The sequence below is a fragment of the Peribacillus sp. NPDC097295 genome, assembly GCF_044761665.1.
Lineage (GTDB): Bacteria > Bacillota > Bacilli > Bacillales > DSM-1321 > Peribacillus.
Genome location: NZ_JBIWCW010000009.1, coordinates 24,454 through 49,662, shown reverse-complemented (window position 1 = coordinate 49,662; position 25,209 = coordinate 24,454). Strand labels below are relative to the sequence as shown.

The 25,209-nt window shown below is 36.9% G+C and carries 26 protein-coding genes; 22 read left to right on the top strand and 4 right to left on the bottom strand.

What is annotated here, in order from left to right:
• The first annotated feature begins 232 nt into the window (after positions 1-232).
• The 21 genes from ACIQXN_RS15190 (at position 233) to ACIQXN_RS15090 (ending at position 21,928) form a co-directional block, all read left to right on the top strand.
• Positions 233-961, top strand: coding sequence for a hypothetical protein (locus tag ACIQXN_RS15190; RefSeq protein WP_402968128.1), 729 nt, complete (start codon positions 233-235; stop codon positions 959-961).
• Positions 962-1,004: 43 nt separating this feature from the next.
• A complete protein-coding gene (locus tag ACIQXN_RS15185) occupies positions 1,005-1,274 on the top strand; it encodes a DUF4176 domain-containing protein (protein ID WP_402968126.1) in 270 nt (89 codons plus the stop codon).
• 282 nt (positions 1,275-1,556) lie between these two features.
• Entirely contained in the window at positions 1,557-2,006 is a 450-nt protein-coding gene (locus ACIQXN_RS15180; RefSeq protein WP_402968123.1) for a HEAT repeat domain-containing protein, read from the top strand.
• Between the two features lie 256 nt (positions 2,007-2,262).
• Entirely contained in the window at positions 2,263-3,231 is a 969-nt protein-coding gene (locus tag ACIQXN_RS15175) for an XdhC family protein (RefSeq protein WP_402968120.1), read from the top strand.
• Entirely contained in the window at positions 3,228-3,833 is a 606-nt protein-coding gene (locus ACIQXN_RS15170) for a nucleotidyltransferase family protein (protein WP_402968117.1), read from the top strand. Before ACIQXN_RS15175 ends, ACIQXN_RS15170 begins: the two co-directional genes overlap by 4 nt.
• A 13-nt stretch (positions 3,834-3,846) precedes the next feature.
• Positions 3,847-6,180, top strand: a complete 2,334-nt coding sequence (locus ACIQXN_RS15165; protein ID WP_402968114.1) for a xanthine dehydrogenase family protein molybdopterin-binding subunit — start codon at positions 3,847-3,849, stop codon at positions 6,178-6,180.
• The gene (locus tag ACIQXN_RS15160) at positions 6,167-7,009 is read left to right on the top strand and encodes an FAD binding domain-containing protein (protein ID WP_402968111.1); all 843 of its coding nucleotides are present in this window, start codon (positions 6,167-6,169) and stop codon (positions 7,007-7,009) included. The genes ACIQXN_RS15165 and ACIQXN_RS15160 overlap by 14 nt, the downstream gene beginning before the upstream one ends.
• The gene (locus ACIQXN_RS15155; RefSeq protein ID WP_402968108.1) at positions 7,002-7,484 is read left to right on the top strand and encodes a (2Fe-2S)-binding protein; all 483 of its coding nucleotides are present in this window, start codon (positions 7,002-7,004) and stop codon (positions 7,482-7,484) included. Before ACIQXN_RS15160 ends, ACIQXN_RS15155 begins: the two co-directional genes overlap by 8 nt.
• A 47-nt stretch (positions 7,485-7,531) precedes the next feature.
• On the top strand, positions 7,532-7,987 hold the full coding sequence (locus ACIQXN_RS15150; protein ID WP_402968105.1) for a hypothetical protein: 456 nt from the start codon (positions 7,532-7,534) through the stop codon (positions 7,985-7,987).
• 549 nt (positions 7,988-8,536) lie between these two features.
• Positions 8,537-9,481, top strand: coding sequence for a carbohydrate ABC transporter permease (locus ACIQXN_RS15145; protein ID WP_402968102.1), 945 nt, complete (start codon positions 8,537-8,539; stop codon positions 9,479-9,481).
• Between the two features lies 1 nt (position 9,482).
• The gene (locus ACIQXN_RS15140; RefSeq protein WP_402968099.1) at positions 9,483-10,313 is read left to right on the top strand and encodes a carbohydrate ABC transporter permease; all 831 of its coding nucleotides are present in this window, start codon (positions 9,483-9,485) and stop codon (positions 10,311-10,313) included.
• A 30-nt stretch (positions 10,314-10,343) separates the two neighbouring features.
• Positions 10,344-11,678 carry an extracellular solute-binding protein gene (locus tag ACIQXN_RS15135; RefSeq protein WP_402968096.1) on the top strand — a complete coding sequence of 445 codons (1,335 nt, stop codon included), beginning with the start codon at positions 10,344-10,346 and terminating at the stop codon, positions 11,676-11,678.
• Between the two features lie 74 nt (positions 11,679-11,752).
• Complete coding sequence (locus tag ACIQXN_RS15130; protein WP_402968094.1) at positions 11,753-12,925, top strand: oligogalacturonate lyase family protein; 1,173 nt, start codon at positions 11,753-11,755, stop codon at positions 12,923-12,925.
• Positions 12,926-13,255, top strand: a complete 330-nt coding sequence (locus ACIQXN_RS15125) for a cupin domain-containing protein (protein ID WP_402968091.1) — start codon at positions 12,926-12,928, stop codon at positions 13,253-13,255.
• 14 nt (positions 13,256-13,269) lie between these two features.
• A complete protein-coding gene (locus tag ACIQXN_RS15120) occupies positions 13,270-14,376 on the top strand; it encodes a glycoside hydrolase family 88/105 protein (RefSeq protein ID WP_402968088.1) in 1,107 nt (368 codons plus the stop codon).
• 29 nt (positions 14,377-14,405) lie between these two features.
• Entirely contained in the window at positions 14,406-15,722 is a 1,317-nt protein-coding gene (locus tag ACIQXN_RS15115; protein ID WP_402968085.1) for a pectate lyase family protein, read from the top strand.
• A gap of 156 nt (positions 15,723-15,878) precedes the next feature.
• Complete coding sequence (locus tag ACIQXN_RS15110) at positions 15,879-17,675, top strand: sensor histidine kinase (protein ID WP_402968083.1); 1,797 nt, start codon at positions 15,879-15,881, stop codon at positions 17,673-17,675.
• 2 nt (positions 17,676-17,677) lie between these two features.
• Positions 17,678-19,255, top strand: a complete 1,578-nt coding sequence (locus ACIQXN_RS15105) for a response regulator transcription factor (RefSeq protein ID WP_402968080.1) — start codon at positions 17,678-17,680, stop codon at positions 19,253-19,255.
• Between the two features lie 99 nt (positions 19,256-19,354).
• Positions 19,355-20,185 (top strand): 5-dehydro-4-deoxy-D-glucuronate isomerase, encoded by an 831-nt coding sequence (kduI, locus tag ACIQXN_RS15100; RefSeq protein WP_402968077.1) that lies wholly within the window; start codon positions 19,355-19,357, stop codon positions 20,183-20,185.
• A 27-nt stretch (positions 20,186-20,212) separates the two neighbouring features.
• Positions 20,213-20,995 carry a 2-dehydro-3-deoxy-D-gluconate 5-dehydrogenase KduD gene (kduD, locus tag ACIQXN_RS15095; protein ID WP_402968074.1) on the top strand — a complete coding sequence of 261 codons (783 nt, stop codon included), beginning with the start codon at positions 20,213-20,215 and terminating at the stop codon, positions 20,993-20,995.
• Positions 20,996-21,070: 75 nt separating this feature from the next.
• Complete coding sequence (locus tag ACIQXN_RS15090; RefSeq protein ID WP_402968071.1) at positions 21,071-21,928, top strand: sugar phosphate isomerase/epimerase family protein; 858 nt, start codon at positions 21,071-21,073, stop codon at positions 21,926-21,928.
• Positions 21,929-22,290: 362 nt separating this feature from the next.
• Here ACIQXN_RS15090 and ACIQXN_RS15085 read toward each other — a convergent pair whose 3' ends face one another.
• From ACIQXN_RS15085 to ACIQXN_RS15075, 3 genes are all read right to left on the bottom strand, one after another.
• Complete coding sequence (locus tag ACIQXN_RS15085) at positions 22,291-22,458, bottom strand: hypothetical protein (protein ID WP_402968068.1); 168 nt, start codon at positions 22,456-22,458, stop codon at positions 22,291-22,293.
• Between the two features lie 45 nt (positions 22,459-22,503).
• On the bottom strand, positions 22,504-23,415 hold the full coding sequence (locus tag ACIQXN_RS15080; protein ID WP_402968065.1) for a hypothetical protein: 912 nt from the start codon (positions 23,413-23,415) through the stop codon (positions 22,504-22,506).
• Between the two features lie 119 nt (positions 23,416-23,534).
• Positions 23,535-23,807 (bottom strand): Parvovirus coat protein VP1-like protein, encoded by a 273-nt coding sequence (locus ACIQXN_RS15075; protein WP_402968062.1) that lies wholly within the window; start codon positions 23,805-23,807, stop codon positions 23,535-23,537.
• Positions 23,808-24,112: 305 nt separating this feature from the next.
• Here ACIQXN_RS15075 and ACIQXN_RS15070 point away from each other — a divergent pair, with 305 nt between their 5' ends.
• Complete coding sequence (locus tag ACIQXN_RS15070; protein ID WP_402968059.1) at positions 24,113-24,412, top strand: hypothetical protein; 300 nt, start codon at positions 24,113-24,115, stop codon at positions 24,410-24,412.
• Between the two features lie 27 nt (positions 24,413-24,439).
• Here the strand turns inward: ACIQXN_RS15070 and ACIQXN_RS15065 are convergent, their stop codons facing one another.
• Positions 24,440-25,177: a FadR/GntR family transcriptional regulator gene (locus ACIQXN_RS15065; protein ID WP_402968056.1), complete on the bottom strand. Its 738-nt coding sequence runs from the start codon at positions 25,175-25,177 to the stop codon at positions 24,440-24,442.
• Positions 25,178-25,209 lie beyond the last annotated feature (32 nt).

Here is a 25,209-nt window from a genome sequence, read left to right as displayed (position 1 = left end):
TGTGTGAGGATTAACGGTGTTTTTATTTGCCCCCTCTTTATATCCTTTAATAAATTTAGTTTTGTTAACAACAAATATTATTTCATTTGAAAAGTTAGAGGTCTCAAAATTAAAAAAGGCAAAAATGAAAAAACATTATCTACAGGAATTAAAGATGGGGTTCAAAAAGGTGTTAAAACTGTAGCAGGTTGGTTCAAGTAAAAGAAAGAAAACATTATAGGTGGTTAGATCTATGTTAAAAATCAGCAATGAAATAAAACGAAGAGATTTACCCAGACATATTCAAGAAGAATTAGAAACATTCTCGAGCTTTCATATTAAAATGTTTATTTCAGTTTTTACTTTTTTGATGCTTGATTTCTTGATAATAATCCCCTTATTATTTCCAATTATCAAACCCATATCGTATGTAACTTTACCGTTAATAGGATTGATTAATCTATGGGCGATTTGGCTGCTTATTAGAAATAAAATATATACGGAATTGGAATCAATCTTATTCTTGGGATGCCTCGGTTTAGTTGGTTCATTTTGTTACTTTATGCTCACTATTAAATATGCCATCTTATTGGAGATAGAATCGCCTTTATATTATATCTCCATGGTCCTTGCCTATATTTTTCTATTATTTATTTCTTGGAGAAATCAGGCGAGGAAATATATCAGTTTAGTTAATAAACCTGAGAAAAAAACGGCTGACTGGCAAACTACTATAGTTGCAATAGTGGTTCCAGCTGGTTATATCGTAGCAAATCTAGTAATGGGATTATCCGATACGATTGTTTTATCGTTTATGATGGCCATGTTTTTGTTTCTAGCTTACTTTTTTATTTATCTATTTTCTAGATCATTTCATAAGTACCTTTTTATTAAGAAAAACATGCATGTGGCGAATTTTGAAAATAATGATGTGCTGCGTGAAGCAAGAGGACTTAAAGCAAAAAAAAGAAAAAAATCATAAGATGTGGTTTATATTCAAAAAAAATTTAAGGATGTGTCGATAAATGGATAACAAATTACTACCGAATGGTTCCATTATTTTGTTAGAAGGTGGGAACATCAAGTTAATGATCTATGGAAGAAAACAAATTTTAGTTACGGAAGATGATGATAATGGAAAAATGTATGACTACTTAGCTGTACCGTATCCAGAAGGTTATATTTCTCCTGAATATACATATGTTTTTAACCATGCCAATATAGCAGAAGTCATTTTTGAAGGGTTTACGGACGAAGAAGAAGTAGAATTTCAAAACATATTAGTGAGAACTTAAAAAAAATTAAAATCATGAACTTCTCTAAAACAGTACTCAAGCGTACTGTTTTTTTATCGAGCGACTTTAATAAAACAAATGCCGTATTGTCATGCTGTAAGTGAGTATGATGGTTGAATAAATGGGGTTATCTTTAAAAAGGCTACAAAAGTTTTCCTATATTAACATAAAGAAAAGGGTATACTAGATAGATAAGAATATATTCTTAGGAACACATGTAATATCGGGGTGATTTAGTCTTGACCCGAATCTTACATACAGACAGAAGGAGAATTGATACGCTTGAATAACAAAGAAGCAAAAGCAATCGAGTTACCAGCAAATTATGAGGAATTAAAAAAATCAGCCCACCGTACAGCAAACTGGAGAGAGCGTTTAGATGCTATTGAAGAGTTAGGGCACCTGAAAAACCAACAAGTCATTGATATTCTTACACATATTATGAATAAAGATGCGGTATATAAAGTACAAGAGGCCGCTTACCGTCAATTAAAAGGCTTAGGTGAAGATGTCCAGTTACCTGCAAAGAAAAAAGGTGAGTTATTTAAAGGTGTAACAAAGATTTTGGTAAGAATTAAAAAAAGCTTGCCTGAAGGCCATACTTATAGTGAGTTCAAAGAGAAATTTAAAAAGATGAGAATCGATATTTATGATGCCTACGAAGGCGAAAAGGGAGCAGATTTTGATAAGTGGCTTCAATCTACCTGGGAAGGGTTATCGAAAAAGAAATAAGATCTAATTTCATAGCATAAGAAAAAGGAGCAATCATTTTGCTCCTTTTTCTTATGCTTAACTATTTTGCCGGGACGAGTAACACTCTCTTCCTTATCAGCACAAAACAGTCATAAACTATTGAAAAGATCCATTTTGTACATCGAATCATAAAAGTAGTTACTGTAATGTTTCCCTAAGACTCATTTTCTTTATCCCTCAACATAATAATAGTAATACCATATTTGTATTCAAACATGACCGGGGGAAAAAGAAAATGAATCAAATATATAAAATTCTGGAAGAAGTACACAACACTTCGATGGATTGTGTACTAGCTACAATTGTTCATGTAAACGGTTCGGCATATTTACGTGAAGGTACCTCGATACTCATAAAAAAAGATGGGACTTACACGGGTATAATTAGTGCTGGTTGTGTAGAAAAAGATATAGTGCACCATTCTCAAAGAGTATTTGAAAGTAAAAAACCGGAAACCATCGTCTATAACTTGGAAAGTAATGAAGGCTTAGATTGGGGGGTATCTACAGGGTGTAAGGGAATCTTATATATTTTACTTGAATATGTTGACCAAAATTTAAAGAAGAACGTTAGCTTGATAAGAGATATCCTGAAACAGGGGAAGGAAATTAATTATCAAAGAATACTCAGTAAGGATTGGTTATTATTATCATCTCATTTTGCTTCACCTCCTTCAGATACAGATCAATTACCTGAGAATTTCCTACTTACCGAAAATTCACATGCTATTTATATTTATAATCAATCATTCACACCCAAACCACGCTTGATTATTTTCGGTGCAGGTTTAGATACACATCCGGTAGTAACCATGGCTGCCTCAGCAGGGTTTTTCGTGACGGTTTGTGATTGGAGAGAAACACTTTGTAACGACAGTAACATACCTGAAGCCGATACCTATATCATTGGTTTTCCGAACGAAATCTTCAATCAAATCACCTTCAAGGAAGATGATTACGTCATTATCATGACTCATAACTTTCAGAGAGATAAGGAGATTCTTTCGTTGATTAAGAACCAATCCGTATACTATTTAGGCATTTTAGGTTCTAGAACACGTACAGTCAGACTTTTTGAAACGGAAATCCCTAAAAATATCCACGCTCCCATCGGGTTAACTATTGGAGCGGAAGGACCATTTGAAATTGCAGTCAGTATTGTAGCTGAATTAATTCAAGCAAAAAGACAAAAGAGAGTCTCATGAAAATTACCGGAATCTACTTGGCTGCAGGAAATAGTGTACGTATGGGAACGAATAAATTAACGTTGAAATTGGGAAATAAAGAAATGGGGAAATGGGGTTTGGAAAAGGCCGTATATTCTAACCTGGATGAGATTATCATCGTAGCTCAAAACCAAAGTGCATGGGATTTATCTGGATTATCCACTAAACACGTAACCACAATTGAAATAACAGAATGTAGGAAAGGGCAATCACACTCAATCAAGGCTGGTATAAAACAAGCATACTCTTTAAACTCTGATGCAGTCGTGATTTTCCTTGCTGATCAGCCCTTTATTACAACAGATATGATAAATCAACTCATTCAAATATATAAAAATAACCCTACTACCTCCTTTGTTGCCTCTACTTTTCATGAAATTGTACAGCCACCTGTTCTTATAGCTAACCATCTTTTCCCTAATATCCTTCACTTAAAAGGAGACCAAGGTGCAAAGCAGGTCTTAAAAGAGCAAATGGAGCAGGGAATACTTGTACCTTTTTGCGACGAGCAACTGTTTATTGACATTGATTATATGGAAGAGTATTTATTTTGGAAAAAGCACTTAGAATCAAAAAGATAATGAGGGGATTTTCATGGATATCATAGGCAATGGTGTGATTCGTAAAGATGCTTGGGATAAGGTGACCGGTAAAGCCATGTATACAGGAGATCATCATGAGGCAAACATCCTTTCCGTTAAAAAGGTAATTAGTCCTTATGCTCATGCACTTATTAGAAAGATTGACATTACGAAGGCTGAAAAGTGTGTAGGCGTACGTGCAATCATTACCGGCGGAAATCTACCGCTAACAGGAGAAGAGATTAGAGATCGTTATCCCATAGCTCAAGATAAGGTTCGCTATCACGGGGAAGTTGTCGCACTTGTAGTTGCAAACACACCTAAGCAAGCAAGGATGGCCGCTGATCAAATAAAAGTGGTTTATGAACCATTACCTGTTGTCAATTCTCCAACAGAAAGTTTAAATCCTTCATCTCCTCTCCTCCACACACATTTAGGTACATATACCAAAATATCCGAAGTATATCCTGAACCAGGAACTAATATAGCCAATCGTACAAAAATTAGAAAAGGAGATAAAGAGAGTGGGTGGCGTGAGAGCGATATTATTATAGAAGAGAAGTTCTCTTTTTCCCCTTCTGATCACGCTGCTATGGAAACAAGATGTTCATTGGCAGAAATTCATGCAAATCAGAAAGTCACCATCACTTCTTCTTCACAAGCTCCATTCATGATCAAGCGGTTGATAAGTGATTACTTTGGGGTTGAAGTCGGAAACGTCGTCGTACATACTCCTTTGGTTGGTGGAGCATTCGGTGGTAAAGCCTCGGTACAACTTGAGCTATTAGCTTATATCGCTTCTAAATCCGTCGGTGGAAAGTTGGTAAAGGTGGAAAACAGTCGTGAAGAGGACATGATGACATCACCTTGTCATATAGGGTTAGACGCGACAGTGAAATTAGGATGCACACAATCCGGTTTGCTTAAAGTCGCGGAATTGACTTATCTCTGGGATGGTGGAGCGTATGCTGACAAAGCTACAGACCTTAGTCGTGCTGGAGCAGTGGATTGCACAGGTCCCTACCATATTGAAAATGTTTGGTGTGATTCTCTCTGTATGTATACAAATCACCCATATGCCTCTCCCTATCGAGGCTTTGCCCATGCAGAAGTTTTGTTTGCTTTTGAACGGACCATGGATTCTCTCTCTAAAAAACTTGGCATGGATCCACTTGAACTCCGTGAAAAGAATGCGATACTCCCTGGACATTCTACTCCAACTCAAGTTACGTTGAATTCAAGTACGGTAGGAAATCTTCCTGAATGTATAAATGTGCTGAAGGAAAAAATGAATTGGGGAGAAGGACAGTTCATTAGAAAAAATGACAGAATAATAACGGCGAAGGGAATTGCTTGCGTATGGAAAAATTCCACGATTGATACAAACGCAGGATCGGGTGTGATTTTAACATTTAATCCTGATGGGAGCGTTAACCTTATATCGGGAGTAGTAGAAATCGGTACTGGAACGAAAACGGTGTTGGCACAGATTGTATCTGAGAAATTGAAGATTGAAGTCGATCGTGTGAAAGTTCAGATGGAAGTCCATACACAAAGTACGCCTGAACATTGGAAGACGGTCGCTAGTCGTGGAACGTTTATGGCTGGAAGAGCAGCGATCCAAGCTGCCGAAGATGCAATCTTTCAAATAAAGAAACTTGCTGCGATTGTATTAGGAGTTCCCATAGAAGACATTGAAATAGGTAAAGAAATGGTATATCTCAGGGGTGATCCAACAATTCGGATTCCTTACAAACAGCTAGTTTATGGATACACCTATCCTAATGGAAATGCCATTGGAGGACAAATCATCGGTAGAGGACATTATATAACTCCTCATATATCCAAATTAGATCCCGAAACCGGTGCAGGTAACCCAGGACCTGAATGGACCGTAGGCGTACAAGGGATTGAAGTTGAATATGATACCCATGAATATACCTACAAAATAGTAAGAGCAATTTCTGTCATCGATGCAGGAAAAGTACTGAACCAGAAAACGGCAGAAGGTCAAATAATGGGTGCTATGAGTATGGGGCTAGCCTTTGCTGGTCGTGAAACTTTTTATTTTAATCACGTTGGCAGAGTCCTTAACCCGCAATTCAGGACGTATCGACCTTTAAGATATGGTGAAAACCCTGAATATATATGTGAATTTTTAGAAACCCCTCATCTAGAGGCCCCATACGGAGCAAGAGGCCTTGGTGAACATGGCCTGTTAGGGATGCCAGCTGCTTTAGGTAACTGTCTATCTCTTGCTGCGGGCATACCTTTGAATCAATTGCCCTTACTTCCTGAACTCATTTGGAAAGGGAAAAAGGGGGGCAAGGCGGATGCTACCCTTTAACTTTGCTTATTATAAACCAGAATCGATACAAGAAGCATTAGAGCTATATCAAACATTAAAAGTACAAGGGAAGACTCCTTTGTATTATGGTGGAGGAACAGAGATCATAACATTGGGTCGACTGAATCTAATATATGCCGACGCGATCATTGATTTAAAAGGAATTAATGAATGTAAGATATTCGAAGTTCGAAACGATGAGCTCATTATTGGTTCAACTGTGGGCTTGAGTGTTTTTGAAGCAAAGAAGCTTTTTCCCTTATTAACGGATACTACTAATGAGGTTGCAGACTGTACTTCAAGAAATAAAATTACAATCGGCGGAAACATCTGTGGAAGAATTTTTTATAGGGAGGCCGTACTTCCATTTTTATTAGCAGATAGTACTATAATTACCGCAGGACCTAAAGGGATAAGAAAATTATTACTCAGTGAAACCTTTCATAAAGAATTACAACTGGAAGAAGGGGAATTTCTAGTTCAAATTATTATTGAAAAAGAGTATCTCCATGCACCACACCTTAGTATAAAGAAACGGAAACAATGGGATACAGGATATCCACTTTTAACTGTGACCTCCTTAAAAAAAGACGGATATTTACGGTTTGCCTTCAGTGGAGTATGTCCATATCCCTTCCGCTCAATTTCAATGGAAGAGATTCTTAATGACCAGAAATTATCTTATAAAGATCGAGTTTTAGCTTCTTTTGAGCACTTGCCTAATCCAATTTTAAACGACATTGAAGGATCTAATGACTATCGACTATTTGTATTAGAAAATACAATCTCCGCTATTTTGTCACGTTTAGGGGGTGAAGAACATGAATAGGAAGCTTATGAATCAAAAAAAGACAATTACCTTAGAAATAAATCAAGAAAGGTATGAGCGGGATATACTGACTTCAGATCTATTATTAGATGTACTACGAAAAATCGGCTTTACTGGAGCCAAGCCAGGATGTTTAAACGGCGATTGTGGGGCTTGTACGGTAATTATGAACAAACAACCAATGAAATCATGTCTACTGTTAGCTATTGAAGCGATTGATACTGAAATTATTACAATTGAAGGTCTTAACAATACCCCGATTCAAAGGGCTTTTGTTGAACATTTTGCTTTTCAATGCGGGTACTGTACACCTGGATTTATAATGAATGGGACGGCTTTACTCCTTAATGACAACGACCCCAGTCCTGAGAAAATCAAAACATGGCTTTCTTCGAATATTTGTCGTTGCACTGGTTATAAGGAAATTGAAGAAGCGATACGTTCCGCCATAGACACTATAAAAATCAATAAATGAAGTGACATATTTCTGTTTACCTGAATAAAATGCCTACATGGGGAGTGATGATTTTGAATAATTCCTGTGAGAGGGATACCAATTTAACAGTTATTCACTCCTTTCAGCGTAGTATTGAAATTACAACAGCCATCCTATTATTGACCGGACAAATCACAATTATTGGTATATTTGTTAGACCAGCCAGATTTAGCCTTTCATTAGGTGGTCCCCTTTTTGGGGGACATCGTTTAGAAGGGAAGGATCCTGTGGAGGCGGGAAATCTTTTTATCGATATACTTGATATCATTTTGGCTATATTACTGATTAACAACGTCATACATGTTACGGGCACATTTATTACATCTGGTGAATTTTCCATTAATGTTTCAGGCCCCATTTTTGGTTACCCTGAAGTTGTACCCGCATTGCCCATTGAAGATTATGAGTTTTTCAATAAAGTCGTAAGTAAGTATTACATCGTTCCACCAGAAATGGTAACTACTTTAAGAGGGAATGAGTAAAATGTCTTTAACAGATATACCTACCGTAAAAAGTTCGAGGTACAATGCATTTATAATAGCCCTGCCTATAATTTTTTTCATATTTTTCTTCACTCAACAAAAAACCACGGATCATTAAAGCGCATAAAGGGTTTATCATCATTTTATAGAAATTCAGAGGTAAAGCATATTCAACTGGCTTTACCTTTCGTATTTTATAAACTTCATGGACTAAAGTGTCAGGTGATTTCTACAAAAAACGAAAAGGTCATAGTGCAGGATTAAGTTCCAGGTCACTTTTTTCTTTCTAACTGGACGAAAACACTTATAAGTTCTCTTAACGTTCTTCTATCTTTTAGTTTCGGGAGATAGGTTCCTATACTCCTGGTTATAAGATTGAACTAGATTAAATTGTAGTACCCTTGACAGTAAAGGAAAGATCTCTTGATATCATACGTTCATTTTAGTTTTTATATAAGAGAGTAAAATATTAAACATTTACCTAAATATTTTGAATTATATATGTAAGCGTTTTCTTTTATAATTATATTCAAGAAAGGAGGATGTTTTATGAGTGTTTCACAAGAGGTTAATCTTAAGACAGTAACAAAGAGTAAAAAGCGAACTCAAAAATTCAAACTAGATAAATGGCTACCGTATTTATTTTTACTTCCTGCCACCTTGATGATTAGTATTTTTCTCTTTTATCCAATTGCCACTGTGTTTTATTACAGTCTGCAAAACTATGATATTTCCGCACCGTTTTATAATAGTTTTGCAGGGTTTGACAACTTTAAAAAAATCTTTACTGCAGATCCCCTCTTCATCCCAAGTTTATGGAATTCGTTGAAATGGGTTGGTAGTCAAGTTATCTTGCAATTAATATTTGGACTTGGTATAGCATTGCTCCTAAATCAAAAGTTCCGTTTTAGAGGAGCGGTACGAGCAGCCGCATTTATCCCTTGGGCTATTTCAGGGGTGTTGGCCTCCGTTATGTGGTCCCTTATGTACAATGAGCATATGGGGGTATTCAATGATATATTGATGCGAATAGGATTGATCAACGAAAACAGGGCATGGCTTTCTGATAAGAGCACAGCCTTCATATCAGTTATTATTGCGGAACTATGGAGAGGTATTCCGTTTTTTGCGATAACCCTATTAGCTGCTTTGCAAAGCATACCGGATGAGCTATATGAAGCCGTGAAGGTCGATGGTGCTGGGCGTTGGAAGTCATTCTTGCATGTAACACTTCCACAGTTAAAAACAGCAATCATATTAACTACTCTTCTTCGGGTCATTTGGGAATTTAATAATGTTGATTTGATATTCAACCTAACAGGTGGAGGACCAGCCCATTCAACGACCACACTAACTATGTACATAGCAGAACAGGCTGTACACGGAAGTAATTTCGGTTATGGCTCTGCGTTGACTGTTGTTTCCTTCGTCATCTTACTTGTCTTTGCAGCGATATATCTGCGAATCACAAGATTTGAAAGAGAGGATAGTTAAGATGAAGCAAAAAAAGGTTGATCGTTTATTAACATTTTATTTACCAGTCATTACTCTACTTGTTTTTACGCTCTTTCCTCTCTATTGGACCATCAATACGGCTTTTAAAAAGGAAGGAGATATAATAAAACGCCCGCTGCACTATATACCGGCTTCTCCAACGATAGAAAATTTTGTATCAGCATGGACGAACGTGGGTTTTGCTACTTATTTTAAAAATAGCTTGATAGTTGGCATAAGTACCGTAGTCGTCGTTTTATTGATTTCGACGATCTCCGGATATGCCTTAAGTAGGTATCGTTTTAAAGGAAAGCGCGGTTTCCTTCTAATGTTATTATGTACACAATTCATTCCGAGGTCCATGTTGATCATTCCTTTATTTATCATCTTTAAGCATATGGGTCTAATAAGTAATCCACTCTCGTTAATCATTACCTATGCAGCGGTTGAAATACCCTTTACAACGGTTCTGATGACAGGATTCATTTCTAATGTTCCAAAAGAATTGGAAGAAGCAGCCATGATTGATGGCTGTAACAGATTACAGACGATTAGGCATGTCGTCTTTCCACTTTTAATTCCGGGCATTGTTGCAACGAGTGTCTTCACCTTCATTTATACGTGGAATGAGTTCTTATTGGCGCTCATGTTAACCAACCAGCAGGACCGCTTTACTCTTCCTGTAGGTTTAAGTTATATGATGGGTGAATTCAATATAAATTATGGTGCATTGGCAGCGGGTAGTGTTATTGCGTTAATTCCAGCCGTCATTCTTTTCTCTATAGCTCAAAAATACTTAGTGAATGGAATGGGCGGAGCCGTTAAAGGATGAATTTACAAAAAAGAGATAGGGGGAAATTCTATGAAAAGAAAGTTTGGGAAATTGGCGCTAGCTTCTTCAATCGCGGCAACCTTATTACTGGCTGGCTGTAGCGGTGATACAAGTGAGAAAACTTCTAATGATACTAAAAATGATACAAATGAGAAAGTGACCATAAGTTTTTGGGACGAGAACGCTGGCCCTCAACGGACGCCTATTTGGGAAGAATTGATTAAGCGTTTTCAAAAAGAAAATCCTAATATTACCGTAGAATATGTCGGTCTCCCAAAAGATTCAGCGAAAACAAAATACGATGCAGCTATCGCAGCGAATGACACTCCAGATGTCGGAAGTGTTCAAACCAGTTGGCTCCCTGAATTTGCATTGCGGGAAGCATTGTTACCATTAGACGAGGATTTCAGCAAATGGGACCAAAAAGACAAAATCAATAAAAGTGCCATTGATTTTAATAAGGAAATGGTCAACGATCACAAATTATATGGAATCCCTTACACACAAAATTTAGATATTCTATGGGTTCGACCAGATTGGTTTGCAGAAAAGAAAACGAAAATCCCTGAAACATGGGATGAATTCTTTACAGCGATAAAAGACCAAACGGATAAGAAAAATGGCCGCTATGGGTATACAATCCGAGGTGGCGCAGGAGGATCGTTACAATTACAGCGTTTAATGTATGCCTATTCAGGAGAAGAACAATACATTAAGGATGGAAAGAGTACGATAAATAGCAAAGAGCATGTTGAGTTCTTGAAAAAATATTTTGCTGTCTACAAGGAATTTACACCTAAGAGTGATATCACAAATAGCTACAAAGAAATGATTGCAGGATTTGATACAGGAGCAGTCGCCATGGTTCAGCACAATATCGGCTCTTACGGTGAGCATAGTGAAGCTTTAAAGCCTGATCAATTTCAAGCAATTCCTTTACCGAAAACTGCAGATGGTAAATATGTTGCTGAAGGTGGCAATACAATAGCTGTTAGTATTTTTAAAGATACAAAACATCCTGACGCTGCCTGGAAGTTTGCCAGTTTCCTGAATACAAAAGAAAGTCAAAGCTATTGGAACCAGAAAGTCGGACAAATCCCAACAAATTCTGATGTTTTAAATGAAGAATGGGTTAAGAATTCAACTCATATACAAACAGCATTCAAAGTATATGATGATCCTGATACCATTTTGTATAAACCGCCGTTTTATCTCCCGGAATATCGCTCTATTTTGGATTCCGTAGTCGATTCTGGTACGCAATCCGTTATGAGCAATAAGATATCCATAGAAGATTTTTTGAATGAATGGGCTAAGGCGATTGAAGATGCTCAAGCGAAGTATGATGAACATTTCAAGAAATAATACAATATTGAAGCCGTCAAGAAATAATACGTTTTGACGGCTTTACCTTACAATTCAAAGGAGGTAATGCCCCGGTGATTGGAAGTGAATTCCCCTCTGAAATTAAACAATACACTGATGAAAAGACTGGAAGGGAAGTTTCTCAGTTAACTGGAGATGGATCCAATAATTTTCATTTCTATTTTACGGATAATTCTTTTTCCTTACAAGATGAGTATATTTATTTTTTATCCGATCGTTCCTCAAAAAAAAATTACATTTATAATCTCTTTAAAATGAATCTTGAATCCGGAAGAATCATTCAATTAACAGATGAACCAAACGGAATTGAACCAAGCTATCATACAAAAACCCCAGAAAGCGATATCATCGTTTATATTACCGGAAACCAAGTAAAAAAGTTGGATAACCAAACATGTAAGATTACCGTACTTTATGAAGAAAAAAACGATGTTTTATTAGGACATCCCCATATCTCACCTGATAGGAAAAATATAGGGCTGATCCGGACAGAAAATGTTTCAATTGCTCGAGGTGCGAATTATACAGGTTTTAAAGAAACGATGTTCGCTACCAAAAAAAGTTGGATAACACTCATCCGTTTAGATGGAACGGATGTAAAGAATATATTCGAAGATACGCATTGGCTTGGTCATTTCCAATTTTCTCCGACAGATAGTAATTTGGCGATGTTTTGTCATGAAGGACCTTGGAATCTGGTGCAACAACGTATATGGGTGCTTGATATCGAAAAGCAAAGCGTAACGCCGATTTATCGGCAAGGTGAACACGATTGCATCGGGCATGAATTTTGGACATTCAATGGATTAATATTTTTTGATAATCGACGTAAAGGTCATGACGGAACCATTACGGTTCACAAAACTCAAGCTACCATTTTAGAGAAGTCTACAAAAGATATTCCTTTCGTGGGGTTATCAAACCCAAAAGGGACAATCTTAAAGCAGTATGATTTGCCTTCTTATTGCAATCATTATCATAGTAACCCAAACAACACCCTATTAGTGGGCGATGAAGTGGAAGATCTCGTACTGATTCATTTACAGGAAGACAAAGTATCCGTTGAAACCCTTTGCACTCATAAAACTAGCTGGAATACTCAACAGACACACTGTCACCCGACCTTTAGCTGGGATGGTACACAAATATTGTTTACATCCGATCGTAATGGTCCTTGTAACTTATATTTGGTGAAATTGGACAAAGAAGATGGGAGGAAGCCGTAAATGTTTGTGAAGAACCAATTTGTTCTACCGGTTCAAGCTGGAAATGGAATAAATAGAAAATTACTTGCAGCTGGGGGTTCCCTGATGATGACGGAAGTTTGTTTTCAAAAAGGGGCTGTTGGGGAAGTCCATTCCCATCCGCATGAACAGGTAAGCTATATCGTTTCAGGCAGTTTTGAATTTAATCTGAATGGCATAAAACAAGTGATCCATATAGGTGATAGCGTGTATATTCCTCCTGATATTCCTCATGGAGTCGTTGCACTAGAAGATCAATCAATCATTCTAGATATTTTCACACCACAACGTGAAGATTTTCTAAATAATTAGAAGAGGAGAACATTATGAATCAAATAGAATCTTTATCTTCCCAAGCAATTCTTGAGATCGCGGAAAAAGCTTGTAAAACGCTTATGAAAACATATACACCAGATCAATTACCGCCAGCAAATGAATGGCATTACCATCAAGGGGTTTTTCTATACGGTGTTCTGCGTGTCTGGGAGTGGTCGGGGAAACAAGAATATTATGATTATATGAAAGCGTATGTTGACCTTTTAGTAGATGAACAAGGGAATTTTCTATTTGCAAGAGATGAATTAGACTCCATTCAGGCAGGGATATTACTATTTCCGTTATATAAAGAAACTGGGGATGAGCGGTATAAAACGGCCGCTATGAAACTGAAGAATTTGTATTCCACATTGAATAAGACGAAGCAAGGAGGCTTTTGGCACAAGGATAAGTATCCTTATCAAATGTGGTTGGATGGTTTATTTATGGGCGGCCCTTTCGCTTTAATGTATGACCAAGCATTCAACCAGCCGGATCTGGTGGATATGGTCGTGTACCAAGAAAAGTTGATGAGGGAATATATGAAGGATGAAGTCACTGGACTCCTTTATCATGCCTGGGATGAAACTCGTACCATGTTATGGGCAAATAAAGAAACGGGTTGTTCACCAGAGATATGGGGCCGGTCTGTCGGGTGGTATGGGACTGCACTTATTGATTTACTAGATATTCTTCCGAAAAACCATTCATCCAGAGATGAGTTGCTCACTTCACTACAGAGTGTCATCCAAGCATATACGGACTTTCAAGATAAAGAAACGGGCCTGTGGTATCAAATTGTAGATAAAGGTGATCGGGAAGACAACTGGCTGGAATCCTCCTGTTCAAGCCTTTTCATTTATACAATTGCTCGAGCAGTGGAAAAAAACTATGTGGATTCTAACTATCAAGATATTGCAAAAAAAGGCTATCAAGGTTTGCTCAAACATATGATTGAACTCCCTGACGATTCACTGATTATGAAAGGAATCTGTATCGGAACCTCCGCAGGTGTTTATGATTATTATGTATCTCGACCCGTTTCAGAAAATGACCTTCATGGAGTGGGAGCGTTTATTCTAGCTAGTGTAGCTTTATCGGACATGTTAGGAAGGTAGTATCCATTTTTTAGACAAGAGGTGTTGTCGTGAAAAGAAGGGATTTCGCTAGTTTCATAATGTTTTTACTTATATTCAGTTGGTCCACTATTGACGCAGAAGCCACTACAGGAAAGAAAGTACTTCCCACTAATGATGGATGGGCTTCCCAGGGTGAAGGTACAAATGGCGGGTCTTTGGCTACACCTGACGATATCTATGTTGTGAAGAGCAAAAAAGAACTAATTGGCGCTCTTGGTGGTGATAATGTACAAAACGGAACAAATGATAGACCAAAAATCATATACGTAAAAGGTCTCATTGACTTAAATGTAGATGATAATAATCAACCTGTTGAAGCTGAATATTATGCTGAACCACATTATGATTTTGAAACCTATTTAGATACTTATAATCCAGACCGTTGGGGATATGAAAATGAAGTCAGCGGCCCTGTTGAAGAAGCAAGAGCACGTTCTCAAAAAAATCAACAGAAAGAAATCGTCATTAATATTGGCTCTAACACCTCTATTATCGGAATGGGGAAAAAAGCTGAAATCAGGGGCGGTAGCTTATTATTGGATTCTGTAAAAAATATTATCATTCAAAATATTACGTTCGAAGCACCTATCGATTTTTTTCCACAATGGGATCCAACTGACGGAGAATATGGGGAATGGAATTCGGAATATGACAATATTGCAATAACAAATGGCGCGCATCATATCTGGATAAACCAAAACACTTTTCATGATGGAAGATATCTTGATACGGACTCAGGAAAGTATTTCGGGAGAACATTCCAACAGCATGATGGGTTACTCGATGTCACTAATGGAGCGAATTATATTACCGCCTCCTATAATCGATTTGAAGATCATGATAAGGTGTCCTTAATTGGTTCTAGTGATAGCAAAACATCAGATCGTGATGCATTGAAGGTCACAATTCACCATAACCATTATAAAAACGTGACTCAAAGATTACCTAGGGTTCGATATGGAGAGGTGCATGTATATAACAACCTTTATGAATTTGACAATCTTTCTGAATATCCATTCGAGTATGCACTTGGTCTTGGAAAAGAGTCGAAAATCTATGCTGAAAATAATTATTTCAAATTTGATGCCATGATTGATCCAGCAAAGATTCTCAAGGACTGGAAGGGTACTTCCATTTATGAAAATGGTTCCATTGTACAAAGAAAGCATTTGATTCAAAAAGTTGATTTAGTAAAAGCCTTCAACAAGGTCAATTCGGTTCAATTAGATGAAGACGTCAATTGGAAACCCCTCTATCACACAAAGATTCATCCAGTACTATCTGTTCCGATCCAAGTCCAATTAAAAGCTGGAGCCGGCAAGTAGGATCTTAAGTATTCATAAATTCAGGAAATAAGAAATGAGGAAATGAGCATATAGCACTATATATTATAGGTAATGAATTCGATATCTTTAAAATGATTAAATTCATCATTTTATGGAAGGTAAGGATAAAAAAGTTAAATAAATCCTGGTACTTATATGTGGGAGAAAATTAAAAGAAGTATAAATATTATTATTAAAACCTATTTCCTATTTTCTTTAAAAGCGACCATCCTATCTTTATTTCTACCTGTCATGATTATTATGATTGCTTTGACCGGTTTCCTATCCTATCGGTTGGCTATTAGTCAGTTGGAAGAAAATGCACATAATAATATTAATGATACGCTATTTCAAACAAAGGGCTATATTGAAAACGTCCTATCCAACTCCTTCGAACAATTGGTTGCCTTATCCAATGATCCTCGGCTCCTTTCGATAGTAAGAATGGAAGAGAACGAAGCGGACGCTGAGGATTATATTAATATAAGCCAATTATTAAAGGCAATCTATATGAATTATAATTCCAATATAGATTCTATATTCGTAAATATTAACGATGGTAATTTTGTGATGTATCAAAGCGAATATTCTTTGAAACCAGGTGAATTCCCTTATCAGGCTTACATGAAACAACCAATGCGAAGCAATGAAGGCTTCTATTGGCTTAACTCCCACGAAGATTCTATATTCAAAAGTAAATCACAGGTTATCAGTGTGTTGAAGGTTATTGGTCATGATGATTCTAAAGCTAATGGCGTACTGATTTTTAACCTCCGGAATGATTTTTTCGAAAAGGTAATTGATTCATCACTGATAGGCGGGCATGGCTATATTGCCCTTGTAAGTCCTGACGGAGAACTCAATTCAAAGGATGCTCCAGATGGATACAAACTGAATGAAGAGCAATTGGCCCACCTGCAACACTTAAAGCCAGCGAAGGGAATGTATGAGTTTGTAAATCCGAACGGAAAGAAAATGATGGTTATATACGACACGATTGGGACCAACAAATGGAGAATAGCTGCTATCGTCGCAACAGATGAAATTGTTAAAAAAGCTACTTACATTAAATATGTCACCATTGCCGTCATTTTGATCTTGGCCATCCTTTCTATTATCATTGCTAACTTCTTAGCAAGATATATATCAAACCCGGTCTCGGATTTAGTGAGACAAAGTAAACTTATCAATGAAAATAACCTATCTCTTACATATAATCAAGGTGGACCAAAAGAGATTACCATGTTGAATAAAGCAATGGAAGAAATGATGATTCGTATTCACTCCCTCCTTGAACAGATTAGACTTGAACAAGAAGATAGGAGACAACTTGAATTTGCTGTCCTTCATTCTCAAATTAACCCGCACTTTTTATATAACACGCTCTTTTCTATTAAAGGATTAAGCGACATGGGCTTAAATAAGGATGCTAGTGATATGATTACAGCGCTTTCGAATTTCTTCCGCATTAGTATTAGTAAAGGAAAAGAAATCATCAGTTTAGAAGAGGAATTCACCCATATTCGAAATTATCTCTTTATCCAAGAAATGCGTTATGGAGACAATTTTGAATATCTGATACAAATAGAGGAATCAATCACTTCCTATCAAATTATAAAATTGACTCTACAACCTTTAATAGAAAATGCTATTTATCACGGAGTGAAACAGACGAGGGACAAAGGGCGAATTATTGTAAAGTCCAAAGAAAAAGGAGATTTAATTTACCTTGAAGTGATAGATAATGGAGTCGGCATGAGTGAAGAAAGGTTGCAGGAAATACGGAGAGAACTGAAAAATAGAACCCACGATTCAACCATTGGTATTGGCTTACGTAGTGTTCACGAAAGAATCCGATTACACTTTGGGGACCCCTACGGAATTCAGATTGAAAGTACGGAACATGTCGGAACACGGATAACAGTTATTTTCCCAAAAACGAAGGAGGGATAACTTTGTGTAAGGTAGCTATTGTTGACGATGATCGCATTATCCGACGTGGTCTAAAAAGTGTCATTCCTTGGGAAGAATATGGTTTTTTATTTGTCGGTGAAGCAAATGATGGAGAAGAAGGACTCGCTTTAATTGAAAGAGAGCGGCCACATATTGTTGTATCAGACATTAAAATGCCATTTATGGATGGTTTGGAAATGGCAAATATGGTTAAAAAGAAAAACTGGAATACTAAGATTATCTTACTAACTGGTTATGAGGATTTTAAATATGCCCATGAAGCTATTAAAGTGAAGGCATTTGATTATCTATTAAAACCCGTGGAAACGGATCATTTACTTGAAAAGTTGAATGCAGCACGCAAGGAATGGGAAGAAGAAAATCAAAAAGAAAAGCTCATAGAAAAAACAATTCCATATCAGCATCAATTATTTCTTGATAAGTGGTGCTTGAATAAAATATCTGACGAAGGAATTAATAGAAAATTCAATCACCTCATTCAACCTTCGCCCAATGGGTATTATTATGCTCTCTTAGTTCGTTTGGATAGTCTATATGATACGGAAAATAAGAGAATGTTTGCAAAAAATGAACTAATGAACCTTTCTAGGCAACTGTTAGACACGCTTTCAATTAAACATGAAGCTTTATATGGAGATAAAGAAGATGTTTATCTTCTAACAGGATTGGAAGCAAATTCTTCCTTGGAAGCGGAACTATTAATTAAGACTTTTTCGGAGGAGTTAGTGACACTTGTTCATGCAAGTGGACAGACTACAGTAACCATTACCATAGGTAAGCGAACTCAGCATATATATGACCTTAATCACTCATTAGTAGAAGCACAATTGGCCATGGATCAGCGGTTCAGAATGGGGAAGAATACAACCTATTCTATTGATGATATTCAGTTGTCTTCCATTAAAGAATTAATTGATTATCGACATTTTGAAGATGAGCTCGTACAAACCATTCATTTAGGTCTATCTGGAAAAGTCAAAGATCAATTTGATAAAATGCGAAGTTTCGTTTTACAAGTAAACAAACTATCTCTAGAGGAAATATCATTACTTATGTTACGGATTAATAGTTTGTTATTTCGAGATTTCAGTAAGTGGGAACACGAGTGGGGTAAAAAAAAATTCATCGATACTCAAAAAAAGATAATCACGTTGCAAACGATCGAAGAGTTATTTGAATGTATGGAGGAGTTAGCAGTAAATCTTGCCGATTATGTACGCTTTCAAAATATGAATCTAAAAGAAACAATTGTTGATAAAGCTATTGTTTGTATTAGAGAAAAATATTTTTTGGAGGATTTATCACTTCAGAAGGTTGCAGCTGAAGTGCATGTAAGCCCCGCTTATTTGAGCAGTCTCTTTAAAGCAAAAAAAGGATTTAATTTTAGTGAATGTGTAATGGAGACAAGAATGAAAGCGGCGATGCAATTATTTAGAGAAACAGATTTAAAAACGTATGAGATATCTGAAAAGATAGGGTATTCGAATCCACGCTATTTCAGCAGTTGCTTTAAGAAATATACTGGGCATACACCAGCTGAATATAGGAAGCTTACATGAAAATAAACTATCATAGTGGTCACAAGACGTAGGGTCAAAATGATTATGCCGGGTTTTGTTATCCATTTAAAAAAACACTAATTTTAAGGAGAGATATACATGGAAACTCGTTATGCGCATCATCCCGAAGATATGAAGACATATACTACCAATCAATTAAGAAAAGAATTTCTTGTCGAAAGTTTATTTGAACCAGGGAAAGTGAATCTGACCTATACCCATGTGGATCGAATGATTTTTGGTGGAGTGACACCTATAGAGCAAGAATTAACGATTCAACTAGATAAACAATTGGGAGTCTCTTACTTTCTCGAACGCCGGGAATTAGGCATTATTAATATTGGCGGGGCTGGTTCAATTACGCTTGATGGAGAAGAGTACCTCATGGACAAAAGAGATGGACTTTATGTAGGGAAAGGAACAAAAGAAGTGTGGTTTCACTCCAAGGATCCATCTAATCCCGCAAAATTTTATATTAATTCAACACCAGCACATCACACGTATCCTACAGTGAAGATTGATATCGAGAAGATTGATCCCATTGTTACAGGTGATCCTTCTACATTAAACGAACGCAAAATATACCAATATGTCCACCCAAATACTTGTGAGAGCTGCCAGCTACAAATGGGGCTAACTATGCTTGCTCCCGGTAGCGTATGGAATACGATGCCTTGCCATACTCACGAAAGACGGATGGAAGTGTATCTGTATTTTGATATGGACAAGGACACTCGTGCCTTTCACTTTATGGGTAAGCCCGATGAAACAAGACATCTTATCTTGAAGAATGAGGATGCAGTAATTTCACCAAGTTGGTCCATTCATACAGGAACAGCTACAAGCAACTATACATTCATTTGGGGAATGTGTGGGGAAAATATTACTTACGATGATATGGACCATGTGAAAATGGAAGAATTACGCTAAAATCAATCAAATATAGGGGGATTTGACATGTTAAATGATTTACGAAACTTTTCGACTGATTATTTTAGACTAGATGGGAAGGTTGCGATAGTCACGGGGGGAAATACCGGTTTAGGTCAGGCATATGCGGTTGCCTTGGCAAAGGCGGGAGCTGATCTTTTTCTCGTTACACACAATAATCGATTCGATGAAACGAAGAATCTGATTGAAGAAACTGGACGACAAGTGGAATTCTTCCAAACAGATCTGACCGACCGTGATTCTATCAAAGAAGTCATCAGTAAATGTGTCTCTATTTATGGAAAGATAGATATCCTCGTTAACAATGCAGGAACCATTCGTCGGACTCCATTACTTGAATACAAGGAAGAGGATTGGGACGCTGTCATGGATATCAATTTGAATGCAGTTTATTTATTAAGCCAGGAAGCCGCTAAAATCATGGTAGAACAAAAAAGGGGTAAAATCGTTAACATTGCCTCCATGCTGTCTTTTCAAGGTGGGAAATTCGTTCCTCCTTATACAGCAAGTAAGCATGCCGTTGCGGGGCTAACCAAAGCATTCGCCAATGAACTAGCTCATCATAATATACAAATCAACGCGATAGCTCCAGGTTATATCGCTACTGCCAATACAGCGCCAATTCGTGAGGACGAAAAAAGAAATGCTGAAATTTTATCACGTATTCCAGCTGGTAGATGGGCGTATCCATCTGACCTCATGGGAGCAATAGTTTTTCTTTCAAGCAACGCTTCAGACTATATGAATGGCCATATTTTAGCAATTGATGGAGGCTGGTTGGCAAGATAGGCTATAGATTGCGTTCATTTATTTGTGCCGTACATTTTATATGTACGGTCATTTTTAAAAGGAGGAAAAGTATATATGAACTTAAATCTAGGAGTCCGTGCACATGATATGGAAAAACGACCATTGGCAGAACTCTCTGAAGCTATTGCTGCAAAGGGATTTACCTGTATACAATTGGCCTTGCGTAAATCATTTGAAGACATGAACATTAATCCTGGCAGTCTTTCATCAGGTTTGGCTCGTTCTATAAGGAACTCCTTTCAGCAGCATCAAGTAGAAATCGCTGTATTAGGTTGCTACATTAATATGATTCATCCTAATTTAAATGAACGTAATAAAGGATTGGATTTTTTTAAAGAACATATCCATTTTGCCAAAAATTTTGGATGTACGATTGTCGGAACAGAAACAGGAAATGTGTATGCTGATATCAAGTATACAGAGGAGAATTTTCGCGAAGAACCATTTCAGGCAGTAGTCAACAGTGTCAGGGATTTAGTCAATGAAGCAGAAAAATTCGATGTAATAGTCGGGATAGAACCAGGGGTCAATCACCCTATATACTCCTCAAAAACCATGAAAAGACTGTTGGATACCATTTCATCACAAAATTTACAAGTCATCCTTGATCCTGTAAATCTCCTTACAGTTGAAACGTACATAAATCAAGAACAGATCATCCAGGAAGCATTTGATTTATTAGGCGACCGCATCGTAATAATTCATGCTAAAGACTTTACCATTAAAGACGGAGAGTTAAAAACGGTTCCTGTAGGTCAAGGGTTGCTTGATTATAATAAGATTTTTTCTTTAGTGAAAGAGAGAAAACCCGATATGAAAGTTTTAATGGAGTCTACAAAAGAAAAAGATATGGGAAACAGTATCCTCTATCTAAGGAAACAATACAAATCAACCGAGCAAACGGATAAATAATTTATATGGAGAATAATCATATTGAGATATGCTTTAAAGGGAATCCTCTTATCAATACGAACATTCCCAATCTCTTATTAATAAATGAATAAAAAAAGGGCAAGATACATACATATAAAGCGAATAATGAGTTTTTTGGGAGGAGGTCTATACACGGTAAAGTATAATAAGGAATTACTATTAAAAGAAGCCGCGAAAATAGGTTCTTTACCAGCTGGCACACCTTTACCCAAGATGCCTGGTTGGTCTCCATACCATGTAAGGTCTGGACGTGATTGGATGGGGAGGAGCCCCTTACTAGAGAGGTATCTTGATTCTTATCTCCAAAGAAAATAACCCTAGGAAATCCATAGGGTTATTTGTTATTTTATGCCATATAGTATTTTTTTTACTGAAGGACTTTTTGTTGTTAGTTTGACTGAATGGTAAGTTGGCCTTTCAACTTTATCCGCAGGTGTCGTACCAATCTTTTTTGCTTGTTCTTTCAATTTAGCGAAATTATACACCGTCTTTTTAGTGTTTGCTTCCATCGCTATCACCTCTTACTTATATTTTACTGAATTTCCCGCTTGAATTCAATTTATATCGTTAATTGCAGCTAGCGTATGATACTTTTGAAACAATTCATAGGTTAAGGAAGCGATTCCTGCTAGCAATTGGCCGTCATACTCATCGAAGGTCGTTCGATAACTATGCAAGATAATAACATACGTAACGACTGTTTCTTCATCGGTATAAACGTTTTCTTTGACCTTGATTGTATGGATCATATAGTTTTTAAAATAGATATGCCTGTCGTTTTCTTTGTTTATTGGAATGGCCAATCCCAGTGATGCGGCAACGTTTAAAGAGTTTCTAACAATTCTCGGGTAATCGGAATGATTCTTCCTGAATTGAGTCTCTGTCTTGATATCAAATTCAAAGAAAATGTCATCCTTCCTATAATACTCCATCATTTCATTCAGCATTTCTGTTAGAAAAGCTCGATAGCTGGTATGTACTCTCGTAATCCTCAAAAACTTATCGGTGTTTTCTTCCCGTAACCAATCAATGAGAAAAGCGAATTTATTCTGTTGAATAGTAATTCTCTCCGCAACATCCTGCTCTGCTGATTCTTTCTCAAACTCAAAGTTCATTAATTTAAACCGTTTCATACGTTCTAAAGGGATGGGAGCTAATAAAAAGAAGATTAACAAGAGAAGCAGATAGCCAAGGTGTTCAAACACGATTTTTGCTTTTTCGGATTCAGCTAGAGGTTGTACAATTAGAGAAGTCAAGGTCGGTTCCTTTGATACCTTCTGTACTTGCGTTTCATCTCCGTCCATTCTTTCGTCTTGAACATTTTTATTGGACCCTTCAAGGGATAGATCAATAAATTGATAGATACCCGACCCTATTATCCAAAAGAGACCCACTAAATATAATCCCATATAACATAATTTTAACCAATCTTTCCTAGTTGGATGATCGTTATTACTAGATGACAAGCGTGCCCACCTCTTTCATTCGTTCTTAATTATAACAGGTAGAGAGAAAGGCGCTACCAAAAAAGCAGAAAAATCAATGCCATGCAACATTGATTTTCTTTACATATAGAGAGGAAGGTTTACCTAAATCTATTATTCAACCTCGTAATCCCATAAAAAAGGGTAGCATCTCTGCCCGTTTTATTACGTGTATTCATGTATGGACGCAGACAATTCTGAAAGATTCGATCGCAGTGCTCTGAAGGTCCATATCTTTCATAACATATATCATGTGATTTACAGCACGAATCGACGCCATTAGTAGGTGCACCAGGTCCCGAACAACCCGGTCCGCACCACCTATATCCCGGTACACAAAAACCTCGATTTAACCGATTATTTCTATTCAACATACTACCTTCTTTCCTGAGAGGGATTAGCTATATTAAAGTATGTAGAATTAGCTGAAAATGGTAGGGCAATTATAATGACTGTCATAAAATACATATAAGAAAGGGCAGAAGCTTTGGAAATGAAAGAAGATAATTCTTGATAGACATGGTTTGATTACTGATACTATCACGTTTAGAAGGAATAATGGCTTCTTAGTAATTAAGATAGATTGGTAATAAGTTTTAAATACTTTCTCTTGTATTAGGCTCGGTTAAAGAGGTACAGTATTTTGAGACTCTGAAAAATTCACTAAAGGAGAACTACTTTGAATAGAAGTGATAGATTTAAAAAGCGTCGATGGACTTTATATATAGCCATAACCATATTTGCTCTTATACTTTTTCTCGGAACATGGAATCAAATAGCCAAAAATAAGAATACCTTCGTTCCAGCTGGAGGGACTTCAAATGATAGTAATCAAATGATAACGATTGAATTGCCAGATGGGAACGTGATGACGACTGATAAAAAGAATATATATTATAAAGACGACAAAATGTATTACAAAAGTAAATACGATGAAATTGATATAACCGGTGCCAAGATTACAGACGAAACAAATTAGACTTTTTCAAAACAACACAAGTTTAACCTATTTTCCACTAGGATCTCCAATGCTTTCAAGTGTAGCGGTTGCCATTTGTTTTCTAATGCGAATAATATGGGCATCCATTAGTTGTTTGGCTTTGTCCGCTTCCTTTAAAGCAATAGAAAAGTAGATATCTTTATGTTCTTGAAGCGTTTCTTGAAAATGACCGGGTTTTGCGAAACGATGTCGTCGGGTGGCACGGATTGTATCTTTCATTTGTTCACTAAGAGTCTGAACCAATCCAGAAAATATAGAGTTATTTGCTGCTTGTGCAATACTATTGTGAAACAGCAGATCTGCCTGCAAGCCAAGTTCTTCATCTTGTTCCGAGTTTGCCATATCTTCTAAAGCGTTCATGATATTTTTTAAATCTAAAGAGCTTGCTCTCTGTGCAGCAAGAAAAGCACACTCGGTTTCTATTACCCGTCGAACTTCCAACATTTCATAAATCAAGTGGTTCTCAGCATTTATGATCGTGTTAGATAAGCGTGCAATTAATGACTGAACTTCAGATTGCCTAATAAATGTCCCGTCTCCTGGTCTAACCTCAATGACGCCGTTACTCTCCAATACACGAAGTGCTTCTCTAATAGAAGTTCGACTCACCTTGAAACGATTGGACAACTCCCGCTCAGCAGGTAACTTATCTCCAGGTTTCAATTCACCGTTAATGAAAGATTCCTTAATTTGATTGAAAATGATTTCGTACACTTTGGGGGACTTAACTGGTATAGAATCCATTACTTCCTACACATCCTTCAATAATATCTCAA